This is a genomic window from Actinopolyspora mzabensis, assembly GCF_900101095.1.
GTDB lineage: Bacteria > Actinomycetota > Actinomycetes > Mycobacteriales > Pseudonocardiaceae > Actinopolyspora > Actinopolyspora mzabensis.
Genome location: NZ_FNFM01000006.1, coordinates 90489 through 109001 on the forward strand (window position 1 = coordinate 90489; position 18513 = coordinate 109001).

12 protein-coding genes are annotated in these 18513 nt (G+C 68.5%); 6 read left to right on the plus strand and 6 right to left on the minus strand.

Annotated features, from left to right (window positions below; genetic code table 11):
* Nucleotides 1–22: 22 nt before the first annotated feature.
* The gene (locus BLR41_RS11290; protein ID WP_425426903.1) at nt 23–1309 is read left to right on the plus strand and encodes an alanine racemase; all 1287 of its coding nucleotides are present in this window, start codon (nt 23–25) and stop codon (nt 1307–1309) included.
* On the opposite strand, the gene BLR41_RS11295 is transcribed toward BLR41_RS11290, so the two are convergent.
* Nucleotides 1279–1926 carry a TetR/AcrR family transcriptional regulator gene (locus BLR41_RS11295; protein ID WP_092628310.1) on the minus strand — a complete coding sequence of 216 codons (648 nt, stop codon included), beginning with the start codon at nt 1924–1926 and terminating at the stop codon, nt 1279–1281. The two genes, BLR41_RS11290 and BLR41_RS11295, sit on opposite strands and share 31 nt — an antisense overlap.
* A gap of 519 nt (nt 1927–2445) precedes the next feature.
* Between BLR41_RS11295 and BLR41_RS11300 the strand changes: the two genes are divergently transcribed.
* Nucleotides 2446–5826: an L-tyrosine/L-tryptophan isonitrile synthase family protein gene (locus BLR41_RS11300; protein WP_245694071.1), complete on the plus strand. Its 3381-nt coding sequence runs from the start codon at nt 2446–2448 to the stop codon at nt 5824–5826.
* A 724-nt stretch (nt 5827–6550) separates the two neighbouring features.
* Here BLR41_RS11300 and BLR41_RS11305 read toward each other — a convergent pair.
* Nucleotides 6551–6889: a hypothetical protein gene (locus BLR41_RS11305; RefSeq protein ID WP_092628015.1), complete on the minus strand. Its 339-nt coding sequence runs from the start codon at nt 6887–6889 to the stop codon at nt 6551–6553.
* Nucleotides 6890–7398: 509 nt separating this feature from the next.
* Between BLR41_RS11305 and BLR41_RS11315 the strand changes: the two genes are divergently transcribed.
* The 3 genes from BLR41_RS11315 to BLR41_RS11325 all read left to right on the plus strand — a co-directional run bounded on the left by BLR41_RS11315 (nt 7399) and on the right by BLR41_RS11325 (nt 12164).
* Entirely contained in the window at nt 7399–8781 is a 1383-nt protein-coding gene (locus BLR41_RS11315) for a helix-turn-helix domain-containing protein (RefSeq protein WP_092628018.1), read from the plus strand.
* Between the two features lie 61 nt (nt 8782–8842).
* Nucleotides 8843–9769 (plus strand): phosphotransferase enzyme family protein, encoded by a 927-nt coding sequence (locus tag BLR41_RS11320; protein ID WP_245694072.1) that lies wholly within the window; start codon nt 8843–8845, stop codon nt 9767–9769.
* Between the two features lie 727 nt (nt 9770–10496).
* Nucleotides 10497–12164, plus strand: coding sequence for a BCCT family transporter (locus BLR41_RS11325; protein ID WP_092628312.1), 1668 nt, complete (start codon nt 10497–10499; stop codon nt 12162–12164).
* A 269-nt stretch (nt 12165–12433) separates the two neighbouring features.
* Here the strand turns inward: BLR41_RS11325 and BLR41_RS11330 are convergent, their stop codons facing one another.
* The gene (locus BLR41_RS11330) at nt 12434–13072 is read right to left on the minus strand and encodes a DUF6474 family protein (RefSeq protein ID WP_218120081.1); all 639 of its coding nucleotides are present in this window, start codon (nt 13070–13072) and stop codon (nt 12434–12436) included.
* Nucleotides 13073–13308: 236 nt separating this feature from the next.
* On the opposite strand from BLR41_RS11330, the gene BLR41_RS11335 reads away from it, so the two are divergent.
* Nucleotides 13309–15036, plus strand: coding sequence for a TM0106 family RecB-like putative nuclease (locus tag BLR41_RS11335; RefSeq protein ID WP_281240954.1), 1728 nt, complete (start codon nt 13309–13311; stop codon nt 15034–15036).
* A gap of 157 nt (nt 15037–15193) precedes the next feature.
* On the opposite strand, the gene BLR41_RS11340 is transcribed toward BLR41_RS11335, so the two are convergent.
* From BLR41_RS11340 to BLR41_RS11350, 3 genes are all read right to left on the minus strand, one after another.
* The gene (locus BLR41_RS11340; RefSeq protein WP_092628317.1) at nt 15194–16228 is read right to left on the minus strand and encodes an alcohol dehydrogenase catalytic domain-containing protein; all 1035 of its coding nucleotides are present in this window, start codon (nt 16226–16228) and stop codon (nt 15194–15196) included.
* A gap of 199 nt (nt 16229–16427) precedes the next feature.
* Entirely contained in the window at nt 16428–17186 is a 759-nt protein-coding gene (locus BLR41_RS11345; RefSeq protein WP_092628024.1) for an SDR family NAD(P)-dependent oxidoreductase, read from the minus strand.
* 315 nt (nt 17187–17501) lie between these two features.
* Nucleotides 17502–18464: an aldo/keto reductase gene (locus BLR41_RS11350; RefSeq protein ID WP_092628026.1), complete on the minus strand. Its 963-nt coding sequence runs from the start codon at nt 18462–18464 to the stop codon at nt 17502–17504.
* Nucleotides 18465–18513 lie beyond the last annotated feature (49 nt).

Here is an 18513-nt window from a genome sequence, read left to right on the forward strand (position 1 = left end):
TAACAAGGGGTGCGGGCTTACCTTGAAATACGTGACCCCGTCGGCAGCACCCACCATCGCCGGTTCCGCGACACGGTTGGACGCCGTGACCGCCGAGCTGGAACCACCCTTCGGGGTGGCGGATCTGGACGCGTTCGACCGCAATGCCGCCGAACTCGCGAGACGCGCCCACGGCAAGCCGATCCGCCTGGCCACGAAGTCGCTGCGCTGCCCCGAGCTGATCCGCCGCGCGCTGCGCTCACCGGGTTTCGCGGGACTGATGTGCTACAACCTGCCCGAGGCGCTCTGGCTGTACCGACTGGGAATCTCCGACGACCTGCTGGTCGCCTACCCCACGGTCGACCGCGCGGCCCTGGCGGAACTGGCCGCCGATCCGGGCGCCGCCGCAGCGGTCACGATCACCGTCGACTCCGTCGAGCAGCTCGACCTGATCGAACGGGTGACCTCCGGCGCCGCCGAGCGGGTGCGGATCTGCATGGAGATCGACGCTGCCTGGCGCCCGCTGGAAGGGCCGCCGCTCTCCCGTGTTCCCGGGCTCGGCACGAAGCTCGTCGAGCGGCTGCACCTCGGCCCGTTGCGCTCGCCGGTGCGTTCGCCGCGACAGGCGCGCGAGCTGACGCGGGAGATCCAGCGCCGGGAAGCCTTCCGGCTCGTCGGCATGCTGGTCTACGAAGGACAGATAGCGGGAATCGGTGACGCCCCACCCGGGCAGCCGCTACGCGCGGCTGCCGTCCGTTGGGTGCGGCGTGGCTCGGCCACGGAACTCGCCCGCCGTCGTGCGGCGGTCGCCGAGGCCGTCGGTGAGCTCTGCTCGCTGGAATTCGTCAACGGAGGTGGAACCGGCAGTCTGGAGACGACGACGATCGAATCGGCCGTCACCGAGGTAGCGGCGGGCTCGGGTCTGATAGGGCCGACCCTGTTCGACGCCTACGAGGCGTTCCAACCGCTGCCCGCCGTGCTGTTCGCGCTGCCGGTGGTACGTCGCCCCGACCGTCGTAGTGCCACCCTGTTCTCCGGTGGTTATACGGCTTCCGGTGTGGCGGGGCCGGACCGGCTTCCCAGCCCTTACCTGCCCAGTGGGTTGCGACTGACCGGAACCGAAGGCGCCGGGGAGGTACAGACCCCCGTCGTGGGGCCGGGAGCACGGCGACTCCGGCCGGGTGATCGGGTTTGGTTCCGGCACGCCAAGGCAGGCGAGCTGGCCGAGCGGCTTCCCGAGTACCACCTGCTCGAATCCCTCGACTCCGGAGCGGACCGCAGGCTCGGTGCCGTCGACACTTACCGCGGCGCGGGCAAGTCCTTCGGCTGATCCTCCGAGATCCGACTGGACAGGTAACCGCGGACCAGCTCCCTCGCCTCGTTGACCAGTGTCTGGTCCCCCTCGGGAGCGCGCCGGAACGCCAGGTGCAGCACCGCGTCAGCGGCCTCCACCGCGACCGACAGCGGAAGCTCCAGCGCACCGGGTGGCATCCCGAACCGATCCGAGATTAGGCTGGTGAGCTTCTCCGCGATCACCGCGTTGTTGTCCTTGGTCTCGTGCAGCAGCCGCAGATCCACCACGTCACCGAAGTGCAGCTTGCTGAACGCGGGTATCTCCCGGTGCATCCCCAGGTAGACGTCGAAGACCGTGTCCACGGCGTCCCACCAGTGGGCGAGCTCTGTCCGGTCCAGTCGTTCGGAGACCGTCTGCACGAAGCGATCCAGATTGCGCAGTGTCAGCTCCTGCACCACCGCGCGTTTGTCCGGAAAGAACTGGTACAGCGAACCGACGGCGACACCGGCACGTTCGGCTATCAGTGTCGTGGTCAGCCCGTCGTACCCCACCTCATCGATGAGTTGTGCGCAGGACTCCAGCATCCGCTCGACACGCTGGGCGCTGCGTTGCTGGACGGGCTTGCGGCGCAGCGGGGCTACTTCGGTTGGCAAGGTGACTCCTTGATCGTATCCGAGCTCCAGGTTTTCCCGGACCGAGTCCGAGGCGCGCCGCAGGCGCCGACGGCCAGCCAAGCGGCACGGCTTGCCTAGTCTCGCGCTCTTAAAGCGATCATGCTTCCTGAGCGGTCCTTCAGAGTGTCAGTCGATAGGGTGAGCAGTGATCCTTCGTCCGCACGATCGCCGCTGCCGCCGGCCCGGTGAACCGTGCCGACGTCGGCGGGATCCAACGCCCGAGTCGGATCGCGTTACGCGATTATGCACCTCGTCACATCGGCGGCGAAAAAGATCGCTCGCAAGCGTGAGACGGTGCGCCCGGCCGGTCGGTCGTCCCCCGCACGATTACTCGATGATTGACTATCGCGATCTCGGGGTGGCGCATGGTGTTGTCTGACCGAGACGAATCGCTGTCCGCAACCCCGGCACCCCCATCCGGTACCCCGGACCGGATGGTTCCAATCGCGGAGCTCGGTGTCTCCGCCCGCAGCCGGAGGAAGAGCAAGGAGATACCCGTTGGACGGTCGGTCCCGGCTTGGCCCCGAGGAAAACACAGCACCGCCGTTCGGGGCGTGGCCGCTCGACGTGGCCCGGGCCAACTCCGTGCTCGCCGGAGGCGAGTACGGGGTGCGTCTGTCGCGTCGCGACGGTCTGGTCAGGTTGGTCGGAGAGAGAGCGGGTAGTGGGATCTCACTGGGAAGCGCTCCGACCTGGCGGGAGCTCTACCGGACGCTGATCCGACTGCGCCTCACCCGTGGCCGCCGTGATCCGGCGTGGCTGGCGCTGCTCACCGAAGTACTCGACACCTTCCCCGTCGACTTCCCGGGTAACGGCTCCCCGCGGAGCGCTTCCCCACGGGGTGCGTTCCCGCCGGGTGGGTCCGGAGCGGGCGGACCCGGACAGGAGGAGCCCCCACGGCCCGGCCCGGCGTGGACCCGGTTCGCCGGGATGTTGGCCGAGGACCCGATAATCCGGATGCACTGCGCCACGGCCGAACCACGCGTTCCCGACGATGCGGCGGCCCCGCTGGGTGAGCCGAGCCCCCCGCACCCCGCTTTCCCCGGCGGGACCATAGCCGTCCGGCTCCCCACCCTGCTGCGGATCGGTCCGGCGCTGCCGCAACCGCTGCTGGGTGAGGTGGTGGGCAACCGCTTCGAACGCGCCGAGAGCGCGGCACGCTACTTCCTGGAACACTTCGTCCGACCGCCGCTGCGGGCCTTCCGGCTCGTGCTGGAGAACTCACCGGGAATGCTGCTCACCCCGCGCGTGGAAACCCTCGCCGTGGAACTCTCCCCGGAGACCCAGGCGACCGGCCGGTTCGTCTTGACCCCCGAGACCGCGGTGCGCGAGGCCCGGGAGGTCACGGCGAGCGAGGTCCGTGACGGGGTGCGCGAACTGGTTCGCACCCTCCAGGAGCTGTCCGCGACGTTCGAGCTGACCCAGTTCGGCGAGCGCGACCGGGCGGGTCGCGGCGAGTTCCGCGCCGCGATGCGGCAGGTGATCTCGGCCGAGTTGCGTGACCTGGAAACCGGTAGCGCCGATGTGCTCTCCGGAAACCATCCGCTGCGCGGTTTCGTGCACACCGTCCCGGCCGAGCAGGACGAGCTGCTTCGCCGGGTGCTGCGCACCGTGCAGGAGCGTACCCGGCTGCGCAGGTGGAATCGCGAGCTCGGCCAACCGGCCGTGGTGATAGACCTGGAAGCCTGCGGGCTGGTGCCGGAACGCACGGTCCCGCCGGGCCAGGCCGGAAGCGAACCGTTCCGGAACCGCTCGGACGGCGACCCGTTCCCGCACTCCTTAGCGCGCGGGGAAAGCTCGAATCGTCGTAGCTCCGGAGCCGCCGGGCCCGAACTCCCTCATCCCGAGAGCGTCCTGTCGGAAGGTTCCCGGTCAGAAGGTTTTCGGCCGGAAGGTTCCCACCCCGAGAATCACCCGTTCGAGCTATGCCGCTTCGAGTCGAGCCGCGACGAACCCGGCGGGGCGCGCGGACCGCGATTCCGCGGCCGGTCGTCCCACCGCGCCGCCGAATCCGTGTGGGACCCGCCCACCGCCGAGCTGGCGGAGCTGCACACGCCGATCACCGGCACGGTCGGAGCGGGGCTGCCCAGATTCGTCTGGGACATCCGCGACGCGGGTGGGCGAGTGGTGTTCTGCGGGCCGGGAGCCGAGCGGCACTACGACCACGCGCGAGTCGTACTGGATCGCGCCGGAGTCCCCGAGGCCGACCTGATCCGGGTGCCGCTCACCGAAGCCGGTTCCGCGACCGAGTGGACCGTCCACCGGTTGCGGGAACTCGGCGACACCGACGTCGTGGCGATCTTCGACACCGAATCCGCCGCCACCGGGATCGAGCTCCCCGGAGTGCTGACCGTCGCGGTCTCGCCGCGGGGGACGCTGCCCCGCCAGCGCGACGGTCGGAGGAACGGTGTCGAGCCCTTCCCGGTACCGGACCGGGTCGTTCCCGTGATCTCCAGTTTCGAGATCTCCCCGTGGCGCCATGCCGCGTGGTCCCAGCCCGTGCTCTCCAACACGCATTCCCTGGAAGAACTCCAGATAGCCTCGTTGCGGGAGAACCGCAGCTCGTGGCGCTGGGCGGTCCGGCTGAGCCGGGCGGAAACCGAATCCATGGTGGAATCCGTGCTCGACGACGCCGACCGTGCCGCGGACCGAACCGCGCGTGGCGCCAGGGTGAAGTTCGCGGTCGACGAGCCGGTCGCCGACCCGGCCGAACGGACCCGGCGCACCGTCGGGGCGTTGCATCACGTGCTCACCAGGAAGCAGTTCCTCAAGGGATCGCGCTCCAACTACCTGCTGGCGGACATGCATCGCGACGCGGATCTCTTCGTGGCGCGCGACGAGCCGGTCGAGGTGATGCTGCTGGGCTTCCCGGTCAAGCATTCGCTGAACCGGCTGAAGGCGTGCGGGCCGCTACCCGACATCGCCGAGCTGGGTGGGCTGATCCGGCTGCGCGAGCTGCAGCGAGCGGCGCGTGGTGTCTACCCGCCCGGGCTGCGTTTCAACATCCTCACCGACGGCAGGCACTTCCGTCCCAGGCCGGTCTCGGTGACAGCCGCTTACACCCGCAAACTGCGCGAGTACGCCTCGATGGTGGGGCTCGACGGCTGCGTGTCCATCCGCGAGATCGACTCGCTGGCCACCGAACGGCTCGGGCGGGAGGTGACCGACCTTCGCCCCGACATGTACGAACGTTTCCGAGGTTCGCTGGAACGCGCGCTGCAAGGGCTCGACATCACCGACCAACCGCTGCGCACCCTGGACCGGGTGCGGGATCGGGCGGATGCGCGGCTGGGGCCGGACGCGGAGAGTGTGGCGCGTTCGCTCTACCTGTTCCGCGAGATGGTGATGTCCATGGTCTACTCCGTGCCCGTGCCGACTCCCACGGGCACGGATCGGTTCGGTTGGGCCCGAAGGGTCTACGCCGATGTCTACAACCTCGGTGACTCGCGACTCTCGCCGCAGCTCAGGCAGGCGCGCGTCGCGGTGCTGCGGCGTGCCTGGCACAACGCGATCCGCTATCTGTCCACCATGCAGGTGGACGAGGAGCTCGGTTACGAGAAGCTGCTGGATCCCCGGGTGAGGCTCACCGTGAGCGCCGTGACCAAGGGACGCTGCGGTTTCACCTATCTGGGTGGGTCCGGGCTGCTTCCCTGGCAGGGGACCGGGGTGCTCGACAGCAGGGGGTACGTCGCTGTGGACTTCGCGGTCTCGTTGATCGACCAGGGGTTCGTGCCCGCCTTCTCCCCGCTGCTGGGGTCGAGCCAGCCGCTGATGATGGTTCCACCGCAGTACGCCCGGTTGCCTTCCCGCGGGTCACGTGCACCGGGCGCCCTGCTGGACGGCTCCCTGCGCGACAGGGCCCGCCTACGCCGCAAGTGACCCGGTCCCGCCCGTGTCGATTTCCCGAGAAATCGCCGCGCCGGCGGTGCCCCCAAAGCCGAACTCCGACCATGCACGCAGTCGGCACCGCTGCGGATTCTCCGGTGCGGCTCTCGTGCGGAAGGCCTGACGTTGTGTAGGTCGCTACTCAAGAGCCGGCCCAACGCCGCAAGGCGCCGACTCACGTGCCGGCTAACCGGCCACGTACGGTGCGCTACCACCGTCCGTATTCGAAAAAACCGGGATCCCGGTACTCGCCAGGGGGGAAACGAGTACCGGGATCCCGGTTCGACTCCGTCGTCGTTGATGATGTAGAGCAGCGGAGTATCTCAACGACGGAGTTGTTGGAATCCGCGAGCCGATACCGGTTCGGGGGAGGGGAGTAACGTCGGTACCGGCTCGCGGAAGTCTGGCGTGAGAACGAGCTTTTCGGTGAAATCGTTAGTCCGAAAAAGTGATCGTGTCTTCACCTTGTGACGCTCTGGGGCAGTGTGGAGTTGTTGGGCAAGCCGAAGTTTCCACCGTGGTGGCGTCCCACCGATGCCGTAGCCCTGCCGGGGAACGGGGTAGCCGGAAAGCAGCACGGTCGGGGGAACGGGGGAGACCGGTGATCGGCATAGCCGTGGTCGGGGGGCACGTCATGCCGACCACCGGTCAACTGGCGGTGACTCGGTCCGAAACCAGTTCGGGGGAGGTGGTGTCCGGTGACCGAGTCCGCCGAGTCCTACGGCACCGGCGCCGCTCGGCGCAGGGCCTGCGCCGGGCGCAGGTGCCGTGCGGGACGGGGTGCGAGGCCACCGGCCACCAGGTGCTCGTAGGCCGAGCGCCACACCGCGCAGGGTGCCTTGCGCTGGCGCAACCGGGTCGAGCACTGCGGGCAGTTGCCTCGTTCGTCCGGTTCGTGTGCGGTCAGCAGCGTCCGCCACCCCGCGGTGAGGCGCGGGATCTCGGAGCGCGCTACGGACAGCAGGGACGACGCATCAGCGCGGTTCGCGAGCTCGGAAAGCACATCGAGTCGCTCCCACACCGCGTTGCGCAGAACCTGTCCCAGGATCGCGTCCACCGTACGTCACCGTCACTTTCTCGCCTGATCAGCGGCGAACCGCAGCGCGGAGCTGAGTTGGCCGACCCGTTCGGTCGACACCGCCGCGGTTGCGCCGGGCGGTCCGGCGAGAACCACCCTGTCCCTATCGAGGAGCACTTCGAGGGTCCGGGGAGTGTGGTCCACACCCCGGCACTGCACCCGCAGTCGATTCGCCCCGGCGGTCTCACCGGAATCCTCGTGGCGGTGTTCCGGTCGGGGGACGGGGCCCACCGGTTCCGGTTCGCCGGACTGCTGGGAGGAATCCACTTCGCGGATGTCCTTTCGGTGCTCGGCTGCTTGCTGATGTCTAGATTGGAACGAACCGGCGCCGGCTGGCTAGGTGGTGGGCGACGACCGGACATACCGCGCGATGAGCGGTCAGCGGACTTCGGTCCCGCCGATCAACACACTTCGATGTCGACTTCACCGTCTGTTGGGCGGAGCCTTAACCTGCGATCGACGCCCGAGAAGCTTAGAGGGGTCTTCAAATGAACACCATCGGTTCCAACGGCTCTCTCGTTACACCCGAGGTCTGGGAAGGACGAGAGATGCGCCAAGCGCTGGCCAATCGCGACATCAGCGACATCTACAAGCTGTTGCGCAAGCACGGTGTATCGCAGCGTCAGATCGCTGCCGCGACCGGCCAGTCGCAGTCCGAGGTTTCGGAGATCCTCAAGGGCAGGCAGGTCATCGCCTATGACGTGCTGGCCCGAATCGCGGATGGTCTCGGCGTCCCGAGGGGGTACATGGGCCTCGCCTATGACGGGGCGACGGCAGTGAGAGCCACCGAACAGGACACCGGTGGCTCCCCGGCTGAGGAGGACGAGACGGTGAAGCGTCGGAAGTTTCTTACCCATGCCGCGGCGGTTGCCATGGGGGCTTCTGTCTTCGGTGCGGAGGAGGGCGAATGGCTGATGTCCAGCGCCCAGACTCCGGCACCGTCGCGTATCGGCATGACCGACGTTCAACAGATTCAGGCGGCGACCAAGGCGCTGCGCGATCTGGACTACCGTCACGGCGGGGGGACTTGCCGTGACGCTGTCGTGGCCCAGCTGAACTGGGCCAGGCAACTGCTGCACGCCGACTGCAGCGAACACGTCAAGCAGCGGTTGTTCGTCTCGTTGGCCGATATGCACAGCCTCGCGGGGTGGACCTCGTTCGACATGGGGTTGATGGATCCCGCCAGGAGCCATTTCGGCAAGGCGCTGCAGTTCGCCAAACAGGCCAACGACGACAGCCTGGCCGCCAACGTGCTCTACCGCATGGGGCGGGTCTACCTGCACTACCAGCAGCCCAACGAAGCGCTCAAGCTGTTCCAGCTGGGACAGATCGCCGCGCAGGACTCCGGGTCCTCGTTGACGGTCGCCGTGATGTGTGCCAACGAGGGCTGGGCCTACGGCATGCTCAACCGCCCCGATCAGGTCGGCAAGATGTTGGGCCGTACCCAGGACGAGTTCGCCAGGGCCGAGCACAATCAGGAGCCGGACTGGGTGAAGTTCTTCGATCAGAACGATCTGCACGGCATGACCGGTTCGGTCTACGACGCGTTGGCCGAGTTCACTCCGGAGCGCTACGCCCCGCTGGCCGTCGCGGAGACACTCAAGAGCAACCAGGCGTACGGCGAGAACATGCAGCGTAGCCACGTGTTCATGCTGGGAATGCAGGCCACCAACCACATGCGCTCCGGCGACGTCCAGCAGGGCATCAAGGTCGGCAGGCAGGCACTGGAACTCGGTTCGCTGGTCAAGTCCGCGCGGGTGCCCGACCGGCTGCGACCCTTGCAGCTGGAAGCCGCCAAACACACCATGAACCCGGACGCGCGCGATTTCGCCGAACAGGTCCGCACCTTCCGCGAGGCGCGATCGGTTTGATCCCGGTCACCGGTGGTGCCGGAGTGCGGGCGCCGGTTCGACCACATCGAAAAGACACAACATGACATCGGCAAACATGACTTTCCCGCCGAACTCGGCATCCGGTGCCGGGGTTCCGCCCGAACTGGAAACGGCACTGGCCGAGATATGTGCCGAGGCAGGGCTCGACCACCGCGGCGCGCGGTTGCTGCGGTTCGTCAACAACGGGGTTTTCCTGCTGCGTGCTCACCCCGTGGTGGTGCGTATCGTGCTGTCGCCGTCGCTGGCCTATCGCGCGGAGCACGTGGTCGAGGCCGCGAGCTGGTTGGCCGAACACGGTATCGACTCCGTACGGCTGTTCCGAGGAGTTCCCCAGCCCGTTCGGGCCGGACCCCACATCGCCACCCTGTGGGAGGAGGTCGCCGATTCCGGGGTAGCCCCCACGGGAGGCGACCTGGGCCACCTGCTGCGTGAGCTGCACGCGCTGGGGGAGCCGCCTTCGGCGCCGCCCTGGCAACCGATGGCCGACGCCCGGCGCCGCCTCGCCGAGGGCGAGCACGAACTCGACCGCAGTGACCGGGACTTCCTGAAACGCCACTGCGACGACGTCGAGTACCGGCTCTCCGAGCTGGAGTTCGTCCTCCCCCGCAGCACCGTGCACGGCGACGCCCATCTCGGCAATGTCATCGTCGGCCCGAACGGCCCGGTGCTGTGCGATTTCGACTCGTTGTGCGCGGGACCTCCGGAATGGGATCTCACGCCGATGGCGGTGGGATATCTGCGCCTGGGGCGTTCTCCGCTCGCGTATCGGCAGCTCGTGGACGCCTACGGGTTCGACGTCACCGACTGGTCGGGTTTTTCGGTGCTGCGAGACCTGCGCGAACTGAAAATAACCGTGAGTGTGCTTCCGAATCTTCGCGGTAATCCCGCTGTCGTGGAAGAGTTCTATCGCCGGTTGCGCTCGATGCGTGAGCGCGATTTCACGGTGCGCTGGTCGCCATACCGTTGAAGGGATGCCCGCCACGGGACTCCGTGGTCGAACGCGGCCGGCTCGATTCGTGCCGCAGCGGTCTCGGGGAGAACACCGAGTACTTTGTGTCCGGGTACTTTGTGTCCGGCGGTTCGCGCCCGAGTCGGCCTGTCACGCCCGGCCCGATCCCGGAATTTGATCGGCGCGACCGAAGTCCGGCAACTCACCGACGAAAAACAACCGTTCGACGACATGACCTGCTTTTCGTATCGTGGAAAATTTGGTCCGAATTTGTCGAACTTCGGTTCCACTGACAGGTCGCGCTCTATTCTGTTGTCGTTCGTGGGCGAAGCGTAATCCTTGGTGCTCCGTGTTTGCCACCCGGAGATGCCGGGCGTGTCGGCTCCGGAGGCGGCAGCTTCCGTTCGGTCGGTCCGCTTCGGAGTCTCGAATGTGTTCGCGGTCACATTTTCGTCGTGGGGTGATCCAGCTCGTCCGCTGCCGCGTCGCAGCGAAACGTTGCAACCACCCGAAGTGATCGTCGTGATCGGAACGTCCCCGCACCGGGGCGGGCTCCGTCACTCACCACAAGCACCGTAGGGGGAACGCCGTGGCCACGAACACACCAATCCAACAGCAGGGGCTCGGCTCGGGGGAACCGGACCCCGGGGACAGCTCCCGAACCGGCGAACACGCCACCACACCACCGGGGACGGGCGGGAAAACCGGGACCGACCGGATCGTGTTCGGCACCGTGGCGCTGATCATGTTCGCGCTGGTCGCCTGGGGCGGCCTCGCCACGAAATCGCTCGGCGACTGGTCCAGCGGGGCGTTGAACTGGCTGATCGGCAATTTCGGCTGGAGCCTGGTACTGGCCTCCACCGGTTTCGTCGTGTTCGCGCTGTACCTGGCAGTGAGCAGGTTCGGGCGGATCCCGCTCGGTGCCGACGACGAGGGCCCCGAGTTCCGAACCGTTTCCTGGATCGCGATGATGTTCAGCGCGGGCATGGGGATCGGGCTGATGTTCTACGGCGTCAGCGAGCCGCTCTCGCACTTCGTGTCGCCCCCGCCCGGGTCCGTGGCAACCGTGCCGGGCCCGGACGGTACGGCCGTGGTCGCACCCGGCGCCACCGACGAGGCGGTTCGAACCGCCATGGCCACGTCGCTGTTCCACTGGACGCTGCACCCCTGGGCCATCTACGCGGTCGCCGGCCTCGCCATCGCCTACAGCGCGTTCCGAAAAGGACGGAAACAGCTCATCAGCGCCGTGTTCGCCCCGCTGCTCGGTGAACGCAACGCCTCCGGTCCGCTCGGCAAACTCATCGACGTGCTCGCCCTGTTCGCGACCCTGTTCGGCTCCGCCGCCTCACTCGGCATCGGAACCCTGCAGATCCGCACCGGACTCAGCGAGGCGGGGTGGATCGACGGCGCGAGCACCACGGTGCTGGTGTTGATCATCGTGGTCCTGACCGTCTGCTTCATCGCTTCGGCGGTGTCCGGCGTCGCCAGGGGTATCCAGTACCTGTCCAACATCAACATGGTGCTCGCCGCGCTGCTGGCGGTGTTCGTGTTCCTGGTGGGACCGACGGTGTTCATGCTGAACCTGATCCCCACCTCGCTGGGCACCTACCTCGGTGACTTCGGCCTGATGGCCTCGCGTTCCGGTGCCACCGGCGGCGGCGAGACACAGCGGTGGCTGTCCACCTGGACCGTCTTCTACTGGGCGTGGTGGATCTCCTGGACGCCCTTCGTGGGGATGTTCATCGCACGCATCAGCCGGGGGCGGACCATCCGGCAGTTCGTGGGTGGCGTGTTGCTCGTTCCCAGCGTGGTCAGCGTGATCTGGTTCGCGATATTCGGCGGGGCCGCCATCGGACTGGCCAGGGACGGTGTGTCCGTCTCGGAAGGCGGTGCGGAGGCACAGACGTTCAACGTGCTGGAGCAGCTCCCGCTGTCGACCATCACCTCGGTGCTGGTGATGATCCTGGTGGCCATCTTCTTCGTCTCCGGCGCGGACGCGGGGTCGGTGGTGATGGGCACCCTGTCGCAGCGCGGCTCCATCGAGCCCGCCCGCTGGGTCGTGATCTTCTGGGGTGCGGCCACCGGTGCGGTCGCGGCCGTGATGCTGGTCATCGGGCACGGCGGCGACACCGCGTTGAGCGGCATCCAGAACCTGACCTTCATCGGTGCGCTGCCGTTCACCGTCGTGATGGTGGTGATGTGCGTGGCGCTGATGAAGGACCTGCGCTCGGATCCGCTCACCCTCCGCGCCGACAAGGGCACCGAGGTGCTGGAACGGGCCGTGCTCAAGGGGCACGAGCAGCACGACGGGAACTTCGAGCTGGAGATCTCGGAGGACGAGGGCGAACCGTCGGACGGTGATCCCTCCGGATCCCCGGGCACAGCGGCTGACGCGCCCGACCGGGACCGGTAACCGACCGGTACCGGTAACTCGGTAGGGGCTTCGGGTGTGGGAAGTGTCCGTTCGGGCGGCGCCGCTTCGACGCAGGCCGCGCTCCGACCACCCTCGCAGGCCGAACTCCGACCACCCTCACCACCGGCACCGCCGCGGGTTCCCCGGTGCGGCTCTCGCGCGGAAGGCCCGACGTTGGGTAGGTGGCTACCCGCTGTCGGGCCTCCCCGCAGCGAGAGCCGCACGCGAGGTTCCGCCACAGGCGAGGTCACGCGAACCGAGAGACTTACTCACCCTTCCACCCGGAAGCGGCGCAGCAGATCGTCCTCGATCCGACCCAACTCACCCCGCACGGCCCGGTGCGCCGAGCGACGCCTGCCCGCGGGCATCCGCTCCGCCGCGCGTACCGCGCTCGCCAGTTCGGACAGGCGTTGCTGCGCCGAGTCCACGAAGCGGGTCACCTCGGTCTCGCCCCGGTCCTGCTGCTCGCGTTCGCGCAGATCCCGCAGCGCCGTGCTGTCCCCCGCGATCCGGGCGTGCAGCGCGGCGCCCCGCCCCGAGAAGCGATCCACCTCCGTCACGGCCACTCCGAGCCTGCGGGCTCTCGCCCGTTCGTAGGTCTCCCTGGCCGCCGAGGCCGCCTGTGCCGCGTAGGGCGCCAACGCCGGTCCGATCACCCTGGCGACCCCGACCACCTTCCTGGCGTTGCCGGGTGTGATCCGCCCCGCCTCGCCCTTGCTCGCGGCCTTGTACCGCTGTTTGGCGAGTTTGACCTCCTGCTTGGCGGTCTTGGGGTTCTTCCCCTCGAAGTATTCCCCCGACTCCGGTTCCGGGGAACGTCGCGGGTGGGGGAGCCGCCGTGGGCTGGGGGATTCGGAGCGCCGACGCGCTGCCGGGGCTTCGTGCCGCGTTCGCTGTGCACGTGTCATACCGACGAACACCTCCGGACCGGTCCGGCGTAACGGATACTGCGCCGATCAGTCTAGGCAGTACCGCCGTTCGTTGCTACAGCGCGGCGAGCGCTCGATTACTTTCCGTGCTGGGTGCTGTTTTCGGGTGTTGGAACACCTCGCCGTGACGTTCGCCGCGCGAACCGCCCGTGTCTCCCGCTGGCCAGGGGATTCCGGTATTCGGAAGGATGATTGTCATATCTCTCACCGGGGTGATGGACGCGCCCGGCAGCGTTAGGACATACCCTGCAAGCGTGGAATCCGAGGTGCTACTGGACGGCGATGTGGTGACGCGCTGTCGCCGCCGCGTACATCTCGATCACGATCCGACCATGATCGACTCGCCGACCGCTCCGCTCGATCCCGGCGCGGAACAGCGAATCGCCGACGCGGCCGAGCACCGGCGCGAGCTAGCCGATCGGCTCGGCAGGGAGCTCGCGCCGGACTGGACCGAGATCCCCGGCGACGAGAACGTCGTCGACAGGGAACGAGCCACCCTCGCCGCGATGCGTTCCGGCGTGGGATACATCTCGGGAGCACAGCTGCCCTCGGACAACGAGGGCGGCAGACAGGGCTCGGTGGATCTGCTGGTGCGCAGCCGGGGCGGTTACGTGCCCGTGCTCGTGGTCCGCCACAAGGTGACCGACCCCGGTAAGGGTGCGCGGACCTCCCCGCTGACCGATCCCAGACCCGAGTCCGCGGCCAGGGACCCGAGACGCAAACCTCGTTCGCAGGCCAGGGACCAACTCCGGCTGGCTCACCTGGTGCGGCTGCTGCAGGCGTGCGGGATGCAGCCCACCGGCAGGAAGTTCGGCGGGGCGATCGGCTCCGACACCGACACCGTGCTGTGGCACGACCTCGAATCCCGGGGCTGGTCGGGTGGCCGCAGCGTGCTCGCCGAGTACGACGAGCGGTTCGCCGACCGGATCGCGGTCGCCGAGGCCGCAGCGACGGGGAGCGAGGCGCTGGCCCAGCCCACCCGAGTCTTGGAGTGCAAGGGGTGCCCCTGGTGGCCGGTCTGCGGCCAGCAGCTGCGTGCCGCCAGGGACGTGAGCCTGGTGGTGCGCGGCGACGACGCCGTGCGGCTCCGTGCGGTCGGGGTCACGACCGTGGACCAGCTGGCGGAGTTGCCGGTGGGGCCCACGAGGGAACCCCCGTTGCCGCCCAATCGGATGAGCGAGGCGGTGCTGTTGGCCCGGGCCTGGTTGCGCGACCTCCCGCTGGTGCGGCGGGTCTCGGAGGTGAAGGTCTCCCGGGGCGACGTCGAGATCGACGTGGACATGGAGAGCTACGCCGACTCCGGCGCCTACCTGTGGGGCAGTCTGCTCTCCTGTCCGAGAGACGAGGCCAACGGGAGCCGCACCACGGCCGAACTGCTCGGCGCCGAGCCCGGTTATCGCGGGTTCGTCACCTGGGACCCGCTGCCCTCCGACGACGAGGCCAGGTCGTTCGCCGAGTTCTGGTCCTGGTTCTCCGCGCTGCGCCGCGCCGCCCACGAGCACGGCCTGACCTTCCGCGCCTACTGTTACAACGAGCTCGCCGAGAACCGTTGGATGCTGAGTTCGGCGCAGCGGTTCGCGGGAAAACCAGGCATCCCGACCGTCGAGGAGGTCCGGGAGTTCGTCGGCTCCTCCGAGTGGGTGGACGTCTTCGCCGTGGTTCGTGACCAGTTCCTCTGCCCGAACGGCAAGAGTCTGAAAGTCATCGCGCCCAGCGCCGGATTCGCCTGGCGCGACTCCGAGGCGGGCGGGGAGAACTCGATGCGCTGGTACCGCGCCGCGGTCGGTTTCGACGGCGGTGCGCCCGATCGGGAACAGCGCGACCGGCTGCTGGAGTACAACGAGGACGACGTCAGGGCGACCCTGGCCATCCGGCGCTGGATCTCCTCGGGCCAGGTGCGCGAAATCCCGTACACCGGGGACATGGGCCCCCCGGGCAGGTGATCATCCCCTGCAGCGAGTGTCCGGTGCTCCCCGAGCCCGAGCCCCGACTCCGAACCCGGCCCCGGCCCGCCGCGCGGGCAGCGGGCTCGCCGGAGCATCGGGTACCGGGACTCGCGGCCGTCCGTCCGGTAGTTCCGCGGGCGGCGGCCACGGGGGATCAGGGCACGATCACGGCCCTGCCGGGGATCTCGCCCCGGTGGAAGCGTTCGTAGATCTCGGGGGTCTCGTCCAGCCCGAACGAGTCCGCGTGCACCCTAACCGCACCGGAGCGGGCCAGTTCCAGCACCTCGATCAGCTCCGAGCGGCTGCCCCAGTACGTTGCGGAGACCGAGACCTCGAACGGCGTGGTGCCGAAGCCGACCGGTACCGTCCCGCCCCCGATGCCGACCACGGTGAGGTCGCTCTCGGCGCGGGTGCACTTCGCCGCGATGGCGGTGGTCGCCGAGCTACCGACGAAATCGAGCACCACCTCGGCGCCGAAGCCGTTCGTGAGATCGCGGATCTTGTCCGGTGCGGACTCGTCGGAGATCACGGTGCGGTGCGCGCCGATCAGGTACGCCAGCTCCAGCTTCTGCTCGCTGACGTCCACCGCGATCACCTCGGCCGGTGACAGCGCACGAAGCAGCTGCACCGCCACGTGGCCGAGACCGCCGGTGCCGATCACCACGGCTCTGGAGCCGCCCACGAGCTTCGGCAGTGACTTCTTGATCGCGTGGTAGGGAGTAAGTCCCGCGTCGGTCAGCGGGGCCGCCTCCACCGGATCCAGGTCGCCCAGCGGTACCAGGTGGCGTTCCCGGTCCACCAGCATGTACTCCGCCATCGCGCCCGGAGCGCCCAGGCCGGGCGGGCGGATGCCCAGCTGGTCGGCGTAGTCGCAGTAGTTCTCCTTGCCCTGGGAGCACATGTGGCAGAGGCCGCAGCCCTGCGGACCGTAGACCGCCATCCGGTCGCCCACGGAGCAGCTGTAGGTCCCGGGGCCGAGCGCGCTGACGGTTCCGATTCCCTCGTGTCCCAACGTCATGGGAAGCGAGTAGGGGAAACTCTCCTCGGGCCAGCTCATCACGGCTATGTCGGAGTGGCACATCCCGGCCGCGTCCACTTTGAGCAGAATCTGGCCGGGGCCGGGCTCGGGGACGTCCACCTCGACGACCTCCGGTTGCTCCCCGACCCGCCGGTACTGAACGGCTTTCATGGTGCGCGACATTCCACATCCCTTCGCAACCGGTGCCGGTCGCATCATGCGGTATCGGCGGAGTCGCCGCAGCGTTACGGCGCCGTCCGGGGGACGGGGTGCTCCGACAGCTCCCTTCGGAGCACCCTTCGGAACACCCCGACGCCGAACTCACGGTGCGGCCCGTGGGCGATGCCCGCCACCGCGCGAAGAGCGGGACTTACTTGGGCCCCATCCGGAGTCCGCCGTCCATCCGGATGACCTCGCCGTTGAGGTAGTCGTGCTCGACGATGTCCAGGGCCAGCCTGGCGTAGTCCTCGGGCGTTCCCAGCCGCTTCGGGAACGGCACGCCTTCCGCCAGGGTGTTGCGGATCTCCTCGCCGACCGTGGCCAGCATCGGCGTGTCCACGATGCCCGGTGCGATCGTCATCACGCGGATCCCGGTCGAGGAGAGATCGCGCGCCGCGGGCAGCGTCAGACTGGCCACACCACCCTTGGAAGCCGCGTAGGCGGCCTGCCCGATCTGCCCGTCGTAGGCCGCGATCGAGGCGGTGTTGACGACGACGCCGCGCTGTCCGTTCTCGTCCTGCTCGGTCTCGCCGATCGCGGCCGCGGCCAGTCGGAGCATGTTGAACGTGCCGACCAGGTTGACCTCGACCACCTTGCGGAACAGGTCGAAGTCGTGCGGTCCCTTCCGCCCCGCGACCCGCGCGGAGGGCCCGATGCCCGCGCAGTTGACGACGGTGCGCAACGGCACACCCGAGCCCGCGGCCGAATCCACCGCCGCCTGCACCTGGTCCGCGTCGGTCACATCGGCCGCGGTGTGGGTCACGCCGGCCACCTCGGCCGCGTTCGCCACGGCGTCCGGCAGGTCGACAGCGAAGACGTGGGCCCCGTTGGCGGCGAGTTCGCGTGCGGTGGCGGCGCCCAGCCCGGACGCTCCGCCGGTGACGATGGCGGCAGTACCGTTCAGTAACATCTCATCTCTCCTGGGTTGGAACTTGTGGGTCGGCCTTGTAGGGGGCTCGGGTAGCGGAACCTCGCGCACGGCTCTCGCTGCGGGGAGGCCCGACATCGGGTAGCGACCTACACAACGTCGGGCCTTCCTCGCGAGAGCCGCACGGGAGAACCCGCGGCGGTGCCGGCTGCGAGGGTGGTTGTTCGGCGCTGTCGCGCCGATGGGAGGGTACGGATCCGTTTCCGCGGGGACGCGAATTCGGAGACCGAACGGAACTCCTTCGGCTCGATCGTTGATATCCGTTTCACGTCGCGGGCCGGACGACGCTTACGGTTGTCAGCGGTAGGCGGGTGGGCAGATCGTGTCGATCTCGTCGAGGTCGGCCTGACTGGGGCGCCACTGTCCCGCCGAGGCGTTCGACTCGACCTGCTCCGGCGAGGTGGCGCCGCTGATCACCGAACCGACGGTGGGCTGTGCCGCGAGCCACCCGATCGCGGTGGCGATCATGGAGATCTCGCGCTTCGCCGCGAACTCCCGCAGCCGCTCGATCCGTTCCCAGGGGGCGTCGGCCAGCAGCCGCTCGCGACCGGACAGCCTGCTGCCCTCCGGTGGTTCCTGACCCTGCTGGTACTTACCGGTGAGCAGCCCGTTCGCCAGCGGGAAGTACGGGATGAGTCCCACCCCGAACTTCGAGCAGGCCGGGATCACCTCGCGCTCGGCCTCGCGCTCCAGCAGCGAGTAGTGGATCTGGGCCGAAACCGGGCCCGTCATCCCCCGGTGGGTGGAGGTCCACGACGCGTCGACGGTCTGCCACCCCGCGAGATTGCAGTGACCCACGTACCGGATCTTGCCCTCCCGGACCAGGTCGTCCAGCACGGACAGCGTCTCGTCCAGCGGAGTCAGCGGATCGGCGCGGTGCAGTTGGTAGAGGTCGATCCATTCGGTGTCCAGCCGTCGCAGCGACGCCTCCACGGCGCGGCGCACGTAGCGGCGGGAACCGCGTGCCTCGAAGTCGGGGCCGTTGCCGCCCTGCATGTCCATCCCGAACTTCGTGGCGATGACGGCCCGATCGCGATGTCCCCGCAGCGCTTGGCCGAGCAGCTCCTCACTGCGTCCTCGCGGTGAGCCGTACGCGTCGGCCACGTCGAAGAACGTGATGCCCGCATCCAACGCGCGGTTGACCACGTGCTGCGCACCGCGCGGGGACTCGGTGGTCGTGCCCGGCCTGCCCAGGTTGTTGCACCCCAGGCCGACGGCACTGACCACGAGACCGGAATCGCCCAGACGTCGCTGTTCCACGAGATCCGACTCTAGCCCCGGCGGGATGCCGCGTCACGGGTTTCCCCGC